A 12,206-nucleotide genomic window follows, 5' to 3' on the forward strand; every position below is an offset into this window, starting at 1 on the left:
TCCCTCTAGTAATTGTTTTAGTAATTGTACCATCTGTGGTTGCTATATTATTAAGAATTGTACTTCATTTTGACTTAGTAAATCAAGGAAATAAAGTAAGAAGACTAATTAATCAGCAGTCAGTAAATAAGCCAAGATTTATCGAATATTTAGAGGACAGATTTACAGATGCGAGTAGTAAACTAGAGCAAGTTAATACAGGAGCATTAATAGACCAAGTTTATAGTAGACAAAGGTTATTTGGATTAATATCTTACGAACAAATAGAATATTTATGTCGAATTTTACCTAATCTTCTTGTGTCTTTTGGATTATTAGGTACTTTTGTCGGCATTACCATTAACTTGACTTCTTTAAGTCAAACAGTTAGTGATACTAATGCTACCGATGTTAGTAGTTTGCTCCGGGAATTACAAGTACCATTACAAGGCATGGGAATTGCCTTTACTAGCAGCTTAGTAGCAATATTATTTAGTGCAGTAGTTACATCAGTTAATTTTATTTTTAATACTAGCCTTGCCAAAACTAGATTAATTAGTTTACTAGAAGATTATTTAGATAATATTTACTTACAAACAATAGAAGGTCAAACTCAGCTTGATAAAGTAGTAAAAGCAGTTGCTTATTCTTTTGAAGGATTTTTAACCAGATTTGGTCAAACAGTCAGAGTAGGAGTAGAGTCAGCTCTACAAGATAAAATTCAAGAAATTCATAATGCCAATACTACTACCAGTAAATTAGCAGAACAGACCTTTGTGCGATTAGGAGAAGCTGCTGCTACAGTGGCAAAAAGTTCTAAAGATTTTCAGATAGCAGGGGATAAATTTCTAGAAGTAGCACAGACATTCGAACATAGTCAATTCCCGCAAAAGTTAGCTAATTCAACAGCAGAATTAGCTAATATTCAGAGTAATTTTTCTCAATCAACCTCGACTCTAGCTACTGCTGTTCAAGCAATAGAAATAGTAGTCATTGAACTACAGGGATATAGTAAGAGACTAGCAAAGTTTGGAGAACAAATTGCCAGTAATAATCAAACTTCATTAAGACTATTAGAATCTCATCAAAGTAATCAAAAATCTTTAGCTGAGATGATTCGACAACTCCAAGAAGCATCACAAGGTTTTCAGTTAGCAGTGGGAAGTCTGGATACTTTACAAAGAAGAGTAGTATCCAAAGCAGATAATTTAGATGAAGTACAAATTCAACTCAAAACTCTAGCAAATGCCTTGAATAATTCCACAGATGGTATTAGTCAGAGCATTAAATCTTTAGGAGACCAAATAGGGAAAGGCATGAGTAATCAAGCCAATCTAAATAATTCCCATTTAAGCGTCATCGCCACAAATTTACAAGAATATATCAGTCAAATGAAAGAAACTAAAAATGAAATTTATCGACTGACACATATTATAGATAGATTAGCAAATAAGTAGACACCATTTCAGTTATCAGTTATCAGTTATCAGTTATCAGTTAGCCTCATAAGGTCAGAACTAAAAAAATGTACTTTTTCACATATTTTTTCTCCCTAAAAACCCTAACCAGGACTCACGCATGACTTGTATATTTTGTCAAGTTTTATATTAAGTAAAGATGTGGGTAATGGATAGCTTAAAAGGGAAGCTTTAGACCGAATTTTTCGGTAATGGATAGAATTATGGAATCCGGTTATACAATATGTATTTATAATTCTATAATTACTTCAATATTCAATCTTCCCTACTCCCCCACTCCCCTATTCCCCTACTGCCTTACTCCCCTACTCCCCTACTCCCCCACTCCCTTACTCCTCTACTCCCTTACTCCCTCACTCCCCTACTCCCCTACTCCCCTACTCCCCTACTCCCTACTCCAGGTCTCCCTCTTTTTAAGGAATTAAAATAATTATGCGTCATCGTTCACGACTTGTTGAAGATAATCGCGACCTAGAAATTTGGCCAGCATTTACAGACTTAATGTCTAACTCTTTTATGATATTAAGTTTATTATTGCTATTAGCTATTATTAAATCTCTGTTTATAGAGACAATTTCTGATGCCAACGAAAATCGGGCCCTACAACTGCAACAAGAAATTACTAATTTACAAAATCAAATTCAACAAAAGACTGGTGAAGTAACAGGATTACAAGGACAAATTGGTAACTTACAAAACCAAGTAACAAAATTACAAGGATTAGTAACTACCTCTGAAAATGAACTAGAGCAAAAGTCAAATAGAGTCACACAACTAGAAACAGAAATTGAAAAATTGAAGTCTCCACCTGTAATAGTAATTAGAGATTCTCAGTCTCGAAGATTTGAATCAGGAAGTGCAGAAATATCGGGAGATTTAAAAAGTTTTATTGAGGGAGATTTAATCAAACAAATAGAGGATTTTGCTAAGGAATATAAAGGTTATGTTGTTGAAGTAATAGGTCATACTGATGGTCAGGTAAATCAGAGAAGTGGAAGTAATTTAGATACTCAGTTAGAACAAGTTGCTAAGGGTAATGAATCTGTTAATAGTCTGACACCAGGTTCCAATGCAGATTTAGGTTTGATGCGTGCTTTATCTGTTGTACAAGAACTTCAAAAAAATCCTCGTTTGAAAGAATTGGGGTTAAAATTTCGGGCCTATTCTGCTGCACAATTATATAATCCTGGTGGAGATTTTGCCGGGGTAAATCGTAATCCAAATCAGAGTCGGCGTCGAATAGAAGTTAGATTTACTCCTAGTGCGGTTGAGAGGTAGCTTCTTCTCAAAACACTTTTCTACATTTTCTTAAGCTGGGGAGATAGGGAGTCGGGGAGTCGGGGATGGGGAAACCTAGAGTGGAAAAAGAAAAAACTTTGACATCTGTTTGATGCTAAAGCCCAAAAATATAGACTATCCTAGAGCGTGTCATCAATTAAATCTGAAAGAGCTATATGGCAAGAGTTTTAGGCTTTTGGCCTTAAAAGTTACCAGACGCTAAAAACCTTGACTGACAGAGCTTTGAACCTCTAATTGATGACAGACCCTAGATAAATATCGACAAAATGTCTAGGATATGAAACAATCGCGAATTTGCAGAAAAATTAGCAGTCAGTGCCAAAACCATAGCAAATATTGTTGCAATGGAGGTCCTCAAGCTTGATGAAATACCCTATAAATTTTTTGGTGGGTAATATCAAATTTGCTATTCTTCGGTATAAAATCTTTTGAAGCTAGGAGTATAAAATCTTTATCTTTTGAAGCTAGGAGTCAGGAGTCAGGAGCGAGGAGTTAGGTAGGGAAGCTATCTATAGGAAAAAAACAGCTATAAAGATTTGGAAATGGTGAAGGTGGGGAAGGTTTTTATACCTAATTAAATTGATTTGATATGATATTCAGCTTTTTTTGGTTTTTTTCTTGAGCGACGAACCAGCAAAACCAACTACTAATAACCCAATTAATACAGAAGGTTCAGGTACATCTACATTTGATTGAGATTTAGGTACATCTACATTTGATTGAGATTTAGGTACATCTACATTTGATTGAGATTTAAGTACATCTACAGTTGATTGAGGTTTAAATACATCTACAGTTGATTGAGGTTTAAATACATCTACATTTGATTGAGGTTTAGATACATCTACATTTGATTGAGGTTTAGATACATCTACAGTTGATTGAGATTTAGGAACATATACAGTTGATTGAGATTTAGGAACATATACAGTTGATTGAGATTTAGGAACATCTGCAGTTGATTTAGAATTAAGAACATTTGTAGGCATATCTGAAAAAGTTTTTGCCTGGATAAATACAGCAGAATCGTAAAAAGCATCACCAGCATCAGCGATCGCTAATCTAATACGATGACTTCCAGGACTAAGTCCTAATGCTTGTGCAGTAAATACATGAGTAAAACCATCATATTCTAGATCGAAAAATGGTCCACCCTCACTCAGGTCATTGTTATTGAAAAGTTCAGGGTTACTAGCATCAGTTCCTAGTGGTTTACCTCCATTAACTGTATTGATAGCAACTGGAGTAGATGTACCAGGAATTAGAGCAATATTTTCTCCATTTAAGAAGAAACCGAAGACATCATTGAACTCAGTGTTTGTCCATTCTACATATTCTTCAGAGGCAAATACATAATTGAAGTAAAGGTCTCCTCCTTCACTTTCAAAGTCAAATTCCAGAATTGTTGCATCAAAAGTTGTTTGCTCTTGAGGAATCAACCCATCCAAATCTGAATCTCCAGGCAATTTATTGTCAGTAGTTTTCTGATCTGAATCATTAGGACCTTCAGCATCTGTAGCTGTACCTGTAGTTAGAATAATACCGCTATCGATGCCAATACCAGATGATAATCCGTTGGTGAAAATTCCTGAAGCACCTGCTGTACCTGTGTAGTTTATAGAAGCTGGTGTAATGGTAATCCCACTGCCTAGAATTTCATTAACTAAATCATTGCCATTACTGGTAGGAGTTATGGAAATTGCCTGAGCTGCTGTGATACCACTGAGAGCAGTAAAAGCTGTTCCAACAAAGGTTGTTGAAAGTTTTTTGATAAATTGTGAAATAGTCATAGCTAGATTGACCCTGAAAAAGTAAGATGTTGACATTACATAGTTGAGTTATTTGTTTATTCCTCAACATATTCTTAGTATCAGTAAATTTTCGGATTTTTAGTGTGATCCCGATCTTGAAAAGATAGTGATATTTACTTAGTAATATGATATTCGGCTGAATTCTTATAATATCTGGAAAGACAAGTAATGGGTAATTGGGAATGCGCTAAAATAATAAAATTTATCAAATAGTGATGAATAAAGAACTGTATCTAGCTACTAACTCCTGACTCCCGGCTTCTTATTCATATACTCCAAAAGTAGTAGATAAGTATCCAATGCAACAGCACAATTTTTGTAAGCTACGACAAATTACTTACGACAAATTACTTACGACAAATTACTTACGACTAATGACTTAGCCTTCTTCAATAATCACAGAAAAGTCGATCGCTGTTTATGATATTAGGATTAGTTTGCAAATAACCATATACCTGTTGACAAATTTCTAACAACAAATCATCCAGATTGAAATTCCATAAAATAATCTTGCTATCGGCAGCAGCAGAAGCTAAAATTTCGCCATCAGGACTAAAACCCAAACTCAAAACATTAGCCTGATGAGTATTAAAACTTTTGAGCGCAGTATAGAACCCCTGATTGGATCGAGAAAGGTTGCCATGGCAGGCAAGCATATAGTTGAAAAACCTAGTCCTGTAATTCCTTTTAGAAAAGCTGCAAAGAAAAATGATAAAAATATGGAAACCATTGTCTGGAGATTCATTTGTCATATCATATCAAATCCGTTTAATTCGGCACGTAAAAAATGTTCCATCTTCAACGATTACCAAATATTTCTCCATATTCCCCTCCTCGGAGGGGTTAGGGTGGGTTCCCATCCCCCCATCCCCCATCCCCCCATCTCCCCATCTAATTACACCGATGCTACCGGATTTGATATCAAGTGCAGATAATTAGTTATAGCGCTATGCACAAGTCAGAAGTCAGCAAAATTAATGTCAAGTTAGATTTCACAGATAAATCGATCGCTCTGACTGACATTAGAATTAGTTTGCAAATAATCATATACCTGTTGACAAGCTTCTATCAACAAATTATCCAGATTCAAATTCCATAAAATAATCTTGCCATCGGAACCAGCAGAAGCTAACATCTGACCGTCCGGACTAAAACTCACACTTAAAACATTAGCCTGATGAGTATTCAAACTTTTGAGCAAAGTACCTTCAAAATGCCAAACCCTCAATATCCCATCTGTACTACCAGAAACCAATATCTGACCATCTGGACTGAAGTCAATGCTATTGACCTGTCCTGTATGTATGAAAGTATGTAGAGGTTTTCCATTTGTTAGCCAAATTTTGACAGTACCATCACTACTAGCAGTAGCTATTCTCTGCTGATCGGGGCTAAACTTAATGTCTCGAATTTCCGAACCGTGACCTTCTAGAGTCAATAGCAATTTTCCTTCATCGCTGAGAATTTTTACTGTGTTGTTATTAGCAATAGCTCTAATTTTGCCATCCGAACTCAAAGCTGACAATTTTGGCAGCTTTCCCTTTTGAGTGCCCAATAATTTACCGTTTTTGGTTTGCCAAATTTTGATACTTCGATCGCTACTCGCCGAATAAAGCTTTTTGCCGTCTTTGCTAAACTCAATTTTGTAGATTGGAGAATTATGCGCTATTAATGGCTTCAACCTATTGCCAAAGTTCCATAAAATCACTGCTTCGTCAGCACCAGTTGAGGCGAGGATGTTTTCAGTAGGGCTGAAACTGACACCATAAACGGGAGCATTGTGCCCCTTAAAAACTCCTAGCAGCTTACCATCTAGACTCCAAAGTTTCACAGTATTGTCATAACCAGCAGAGGCAATAGTTCGATCGTCAGGACTGAAACTGATACTCTGAATTAGACCATTATCTCCTTCTATTATATTGAGTAGTTCAAATTTTTTGTTTTGACGACTCCACAGAGCCATCGCTTTACCACTTGTAGATACTAATAGTTGCCCATCTGAACTGAAATCAAGACTTTTAACTGAAGCGTTATTGTTTTTTAGTGTTTGAAGTAACTCGCCAGTTTCTAGATGCCAAAGTTTGATAGTTTTGTCAGTTCCACCAGAAGCCAATAATTGACCATCAGGACTAAAACTGACACTTTCAACCCAACCACGATGTCCGTCTAGAGTTTGTAGTCTTTGACCATCTTCACTCCACAAAATTACGCTACCGTCTGCACTTGCTGATGCTAATCTTTTACCATCTGGGCTAAAACTGATATCTCTGACTTTGTGTTGATGTCCGACCAGAGTTTGTAGTAATTTCCCCTCAAGACTCCACAGTTTAATTGTTCGATCATGGCTAGCAGAAGCAAGTAATGGTTTATCAGGATGGAAGCTAATACTACGAACTTCGGCATCATGGTCTGTAAATGTTTGCAATAATTTTCCTTGAGTATTCCATAGTCTGACTGTGTTATCGTCACTAGCAGAAGCAATGAGTGTACCAGTAGGGTTGAAAGTGACGCTAATTACTGTGCTTTCATGTCCATGAAGACGGTTACGCTCTTTTGATAAGTAAATTCCTTGATGCAAAGCCATTATTACTCGCATTCTAGTATCTGCACCAACACCCCATGATTTTTGGAGTTTTTTTCCTGCTTTTATTTCTACTATTAAAGCATCTAAAGCACGGTCTGATTCAAATAGTGTTTCTGAGGAAATACTGAGTAAGTCTAGTTTAATTTTTCTCTCGCTAATTAGGGATTTAATTAAAAATATACCTGTTAAAATAACAAGAATAGCCATAGCAATACTACTAAAAAAGCTATTCTTAGTCGTTGACGTAAAACTTTATTTATTTCTAACTGGGAGCGTTGTTTTTCTTCTTTAAGTTCATTTTCTTGGCTAGCAGTTAAGAATTTATAGTCTTTATTACTTAAACTTTTATTTGTTGCCCATAGTTGAGCATCTTGTAATGCTTGACCTCTTAATAATCGAGATTTATCTTGATAATTAGAAGTCAACCAAGCTGTTATTGCTTCGGAATAGGGGCGTAATTTTTCTAGCTCTTGTTCTATCCATTCTAAGTTAAATACTTCTTGATAGATGCGATTATAAACTCTTAATTTATTACCTCGTTTTACTACTAATCCTGATAAGCATAATTGGGTTTGTTCAACACTGGAATCAGTATCAATTTCTCCCTTATTTAAAATTTGTTGATAAAGTCCTAATAATCTATTAGCTGTTTGTTCATCCTTCAGGAGGCGATCGCTAATTGTTCTTAAATGTTGTGGTTCATCAATTGATTGCCAATTTTCAATTATTTTTTGTCTGACTAAATTTTCTACAAAAGCAGTCTCAGAATAATTTATGTTTTTTTCTACTATCTTATTCCCAGATGTTACAGTGTTTTTTGTGTCTGTATTTAATCCTCCATCGTTATTTTCAACTAATTCTATATCTTTTCTTTCTAGTGAAGATTGAGGTGAATATAACTGAATCAACCGACAAACTTTTTGAGTTAAAAATGGCTGTCCTCCTGTCCAATCCAAAACTGCTGACATTACTGCCTCAGAATCATTAATTTTTCCTGTTAAGCCTAAAGTTAATGGTTGAATTTCATTTATTTGAAAACCTGTTAGTTCAATTGCTCGACCAATATTAAAAGGAGTACGTTGTTTATCCCTAATTAAATCTGAAGGGGTGGCAACTCCCATCATTACAAATGTTATTCGTTCATATTGTGGTTGATTTGCTCGTCTATTATTGAAATTTCTAATAACAGCAAAAAAATCGTCAGCACTAAAAGGTAAATTTAATATACTATCAACTTCATCAACAAAAATTACTATTTTTTGAGAAACTTTTTCAAGAGGAAATCATTGATAAAATTGTCAATTTTTTGACTGGAGATAAAAATATATCTTGAGTATTCCACCAACTGTCGATATCAAAAATATCGTCTAAATTTAAACTACTAACAATACTATCAATTATTCCAGCATACCATTGTTCATTAGTAATTTCAAAAGTACCAATCCCTGTCAAATCTACACTAGCACAAAGAATATCTTCTGCTTGTAATCTTTGAATTGTTCTAACTCTCAAACTTGATTTACCCATTTGTCGGGAGTTTAGTACAAAACAAAACTCACCTGCTTTAATTGCTTGATAAAGCTCTTCGTCAGCTTTTCGTTTAACATAACTAGGAGCATCATTGGGTAAACAGCCACCTAAATGATATTGGTAATTATTCATAAAAAATTAGGGGATAGCTACTTTTTCTTATTTTTTGTCATATTTTTTTACGGAAAAATTCAGGTATAATACCAATTTTATAAATTTTGCTACAAATAATTTTCTAGGTTTTAGGTGGTAGGTGGTAGGTGTTAGGTAATAGGTACTAGGTTTTAAGTTTTAGGTGAATTATTAGTTATTTACTAGCCAGTTTATTTGTAACATTATTTTTTAGTAAGCATTCAGCGGTCAGCAATCAGCAATCAGCTATTGCTTTTAGTTTACTATAAAAGCCTTATTAATTGTCTAACTACAAAAGTTGGCTCCCTTACTCTTAAAGTCTATATTAATTTAAACACTGTCTTTTAGAAGAGAGTTTTGTTGCTGATAGCTGACAGCTAATAGCTGAATGCTTACATTTTTTAAATTTGGTATAAAGCCTCTCCATTCATGGAGAAAAAAGAAAAAAAATCGGGTGCATCTCAATGCGTGAATAAAGCCAAAATTTTATTGCTTTAGGGAACAGGGAATAGGGAACAGGGAATAGGGAATATATAGGAAAAAGTATTTTTGCAAATATGAGATGCACCAAAAAAATCTTTGATCCAATCCTCTTTTTATAAGAAGATTTCAATAATTGATAATTGATAATTGATAATTACCTCTCCCTAAAACGGATAGGATTGAATAAAAGGAAAATTAATTCATTGTTTCTCCTTTAAAGGAGAGGCTTTAAACCTTAATTATTCGGTAATTCTAAATTCTTAATTCTAAATTGTTGAATAAAACTCTGTCTATAACCCTATAATATTAATAGACATCTCCAGAAAAGAGGGAGTAGGGAGTAGGGGGGAAAATTGAGAATTTATGTGGGATAATTGATTTTATTTTTATTCTTGGAGATGTCTAATCGAAACCAATTAATTAATACCAAATTCAAGAAAGATTGTTACAGTAAAATCCGGGCGTCAAAGGATTGAAAAATTGGCACTTGTTCTCTCTCATAACTAACACCTAACACCTAACACCTAGAAATCAACCACTGTAGCAATATTTCATGAAAATGGTATAACTGATAATCATCTCACAAAAGTTGAATCGAAAATGTCTACAAACCTCTGGACTCGTCGTCATATTTTATCTCTAGCAGAATTTACACCCGCTGAATACAATATTGTACTACAAACAGCAGCCAGTTTTCAAGAAGTTTTAGGCCGCCGGATGAAGAAAGTACCTGCATTACAAGGTCTAGTAGTAGCAAACTTATTCTTTGAACCCTCCACACGCACCCGCAATAGTTTTGAACTAGCTGCTAAACGTTTGTCTGCGGATACTCTAAATTTTGCCCCTGGTACCTCTTCTCTGAGTAAAGGAGAAACTATCCTAGATACAGCAATGACCTATCTAGCAATGGGTACAGATATGATGGTCATTCGACATCGTGATGCAGGAGTTCCCGCAGCGATCGCTTCGGCAATGGATCGCAATGGTTCTGGAGTGCGAATTCTGAATGCTGGAGATGGTCAACATGAACATCCTTCTCAAGCTTTACTTGACCTATTTACTATCTGTATGTTGTTAGATTCAACTCAACCTAGAATAGAACTTTTAGAGGGAAAAAAAATTGCTATTGTCGGAGATATCCTCCACTCTAGAGTAGCACGATCTAATATTTGGAGTTTGACAGCTTCTGGTGCCGAAGTACATTTAGCTGGAACACCTACTTTACTACCTAAATATTTCACCGAATTTGGCAAAAATAGACCGAGTAAATTATTTGTACATTGGGATATTAAACCAGCTCTAGAAAAAGCTGATTTTGTAATGACCCTACGTCTCCAAAAAGAAAGGATGAGCGAATCTTTATTACCTAGTTTACGGGAATATCATCAATTATTTGGTATTACACGCGATCGCCTCAAACTTTGTCAACCAGGAGTCAAATTATTACATCCTGGACCTGTTAACCGAGGAGTAGAAATTAGTTCTGACTTAATGGATGACCCCCAGTTAAGTTTAATTTCTCAACAAGTCACCAGTGGTATTGCTGTAAGAATGGCTTTACTATATCTTTTAGGTGGAAGCAAAACAGAATCTTGAATATAACAATTATCACATCGGTGAGTTACAAAATTATAGGTTTTATATCATGTATCTTGAAATACCCACAATAAAAATTTGGCGTTGCTGAATACTGGGATGATTTCGGCGCTCCACGGGGACACGGGGACACGGGGACACGGGGACACGGGGACACGGGGACACGGGGACACGGGGATTATGGTTTATGCTCTGGTGACAAAATCATCCCGCAATTATACAATGCCCTAAATTTTAGGGAATAGGGAATAGGGAACAGGGAATAGGGAACAAGGAACAGGGAGAAATTTATCAGAGAAAACATTTTTATCCTTGGCTAATTAATGAAACTTGATATTAGATAATAATAAATAATAACATTTTAAAAAAGAATGTTACGAATAATAAGTGCTATTACAATACTTTATATGAAATGTCTATTTGACGAAAAAGATAATTTACTAGATAAAAAATAGTATTAAATTTATTTATTCTGAATTTTGACTCCTGACTTATAAGAAATACCCTAGCTATTTATAGCAAACATTTATAAATATAGCTTCAGAATCAAAATAATAAATAATTTTTTTACTCTTGAATTATTCTCTAAAAATATGGAAATTTTGCTAGGATTAATATAGTTATTAAATTACTGGAAACCAATTATTACTGATAATATGAATTCTAGTTTAAAAGTACCCTTATCTACCAAACTCAAACCAGAACAAAATCATTTTGCTATTACCATAGCTCCTTTATGTATTGCTGAAATCTACACTTTAGCCGATAATCCTGCTAATGGTGCTGTAGTAGTAATGAGTGGAATGGTTCGCAATCAAACAGACGGTAAATCTGTAGTGGCCTTAGAATATCAAGCATATCAACCTATGGCCATCAAAGTTTTTGAGCAAATTTCCAGAGAAATTCGTACTCAATGGCCAGAAGTTGAGACTGTAGTCATTCATCATCGAGTGGGACGTTTAAAAATTGGTGAAATCAGCGTGTTAGTGGCCATTGGTTGTCCACACCGTTCAGAAGCTTTTGAAGCTTGCCGTTATGGCATTGATACTTTGAAACATACAGCTCCTATATGGAAAAAAGAACATTGGGCCGATGGGTCGAGTAGTTGGGTCAGTATTGGAGCTTGTGAAGAGCAATAGATACAATTAATAATTAATAATTAATAATTAATAATTAATAATTACCTCTCCTTGAATTAATAATTAACAATTACCTCTCCTTGAAAACGGATAGGATTGACTAATCATGAAAATTTTTGCTTGTTTCTCCTTTAAAGGAGAGGATTTTTACCTTAATTATTCGGTAAAGCCAAGA

General features: G+C 34.9%; 10 protein-coding genes and 1 pseudogene. 5 read left to right on the forward strand and 6 right to left on the reverse strand.

Annotated features, from left to right (window positions below; all coding sequences use genetic code 11):
* Window positions 1-1,436 (forward strand): hypothetical protein (locus SAGCYANO_RS32740; protein WP_202223890.1); only part of this gene is annotated, 1,436 nt, incomplete at its 5' end.
* A gap of 453 nt (window positions 1,437-1,889) precedes the next feature.
* On the forward strand, window positions 1,890-2,735 hold the full coding sequence (locus SAGCYANO_RS32745; RefSeq protein WP_202223891.1) for a hypothetical protein: 846 nt from the start codon (window positions 1,890-1,892) through the stop codon (window positions 2,733-2,735).
* Window positions 2,736-3,352: 617 nt separating this feature from the next.
* On the opposite strand, the gene SAGCYANO_RS50905 is transcribed toward SAGCYANO_RS32745, so the two are convergent.
* From SAGCYANO_RS50905 to SAGCYANO_RS32755, 3 genes and pseudogenes are all read right to left on the reverse strand, one after another.
* A complete protein-coding gene (locus tag SAGCYANO_RS50905) occupies window positions 3,353-3,745 on the reverse strand; it encodes a PEP-CTERM sorting domain-containing protein (RefSeq protein WP_375340040.1) in 393 nt (130 codons plus the stop codon).
* A pseudogene (locus SAGCYANO_RS32750) lies at window positions 3,743-4,546 on the reverse strand (choice-of-anchor L domain-containing protein); the annotation flags it as partial. The gene SAGCYANO_RS50905 and the pseudogene SAGCYANO_RS32750, both read right to left, overlap by 3 nt.
* A gap of 410 nt (window positions 4,547-4,956) precedes the next feature.
* Window positions 4,957-5,130 (reverse strand): hypothetical protein, encoded by a 174-nt coding sequence (locus tag SAGCYANO_RS32755; protein ID WP_237396924.1) that lies wholly within the window; start codon window positions 5,128-5,130, stop codon window positions 4,957-4,959.
* Window positions 5,131-5,148: 18 nt separating this feature from the next.
* On the opposite strand from SAGCYANO_RS32755, the gene SAGCYANO_RS32760 reads away from it, so the two are divergent.
* Complete coding sequence (locus tag SAGCYANO_RS32760) at window positions 5,149-5,502, forward strand: hypothetical protein (protein ID WP_202223894.1); 354 nt, start codon at window positions 5,149-5,151, stop codon at window positions 5,500-5,502.
* 50 nt (window positions 5,503-5,552) lie between these two features.
* Here SAGCYANO_RS32760 and SAGCYANO_RS32765 read toward each other — a convergent pair whose 3' ends face one another.
* From SAGCYANO_RS32765 to SAGCYANO_RS48315, 3 genes are read right to left on the reverse strand one after another with little or no spacing between them, the layout of a single operon-like run.
* Entirely contained in the window at window positions 5,553-7,358 is a 1,806-nt protein-coding gene (locus tag SAGCYANO_RS32765) for a WD40 repeat domain-containing protein (protein WP_202223895.1), read from the reverse strand.
* On the reverse strand, window positions 7,337-8,407 hold the full coding sequence (locus SAGCYANO_RS46150) for an AAA-like domain-containing protein (protein WP_307786121.1): 1,071 nt from the start codon (window positions 8,405-8,407) through the stop codon (window positions 7,337-7,339). Before SAGCYANO_RS46150 ends, SAGCYANO_RS32765 begins: the two co-directional genes overlap by 22 nt.
* A 16-nt stretch (window positions 8,408-8,423) precedes the next feature.
* The gene (locus tag SAGCYANO_RS48315; RefSeq protein ID WP_255502790.1) at window positions 8,424-8,813 is read right to left on the reverse strand and encodes an AAA-like domain-containing protein; all 390 of its coding nucleotides are present in this window, start codon (window positions 8,811-8,813) and stop codon (window positions 8,424-8,426) included.
* A gap of 1,083 nt (window positions 8,814-9,896) precedes the next feature.
* On the opposite strand from SAGCYANO_RS48315, the gene SAGCYANO_RS32775 reads away from it, so the two are divergent.
* Window positions 9,897-10,892, forward strand: a complete 996-nt coding sequence (locus SAGCYANO_RS32775; RefSeq protein WP_202223896.1) for an aspartate carbamoyltransferase catalytic subunit — start codon at window positions 9,897-9,899, stop codon at window positions 10,890-10,892.
* 656 nt (window positions 10,893-11,548) lie between these two features.
* A complete protein-coding gene (locus tag SAGCYANO_RS32780; RefSeq protein ID WP_202223897.1) occupies window positions 11,549-12,031 on the forward strand; it encodes a molybdenum cofactor biosynthesis protein MoaE in 483 nt (160 codons plus the stop codon).
* Window positions 12,032-12,206 lie beyond the last annotated feature (175 nt).

The sequence above is a fragment of the Okeania sp. KiyG1 genome (genome assembly GCF_014132355.1).
GTDB lineage: Bacteria > Cyanobacteriota > Cyanobacteriia > Cyanobacteriales > Microcoleaceae > Okeania.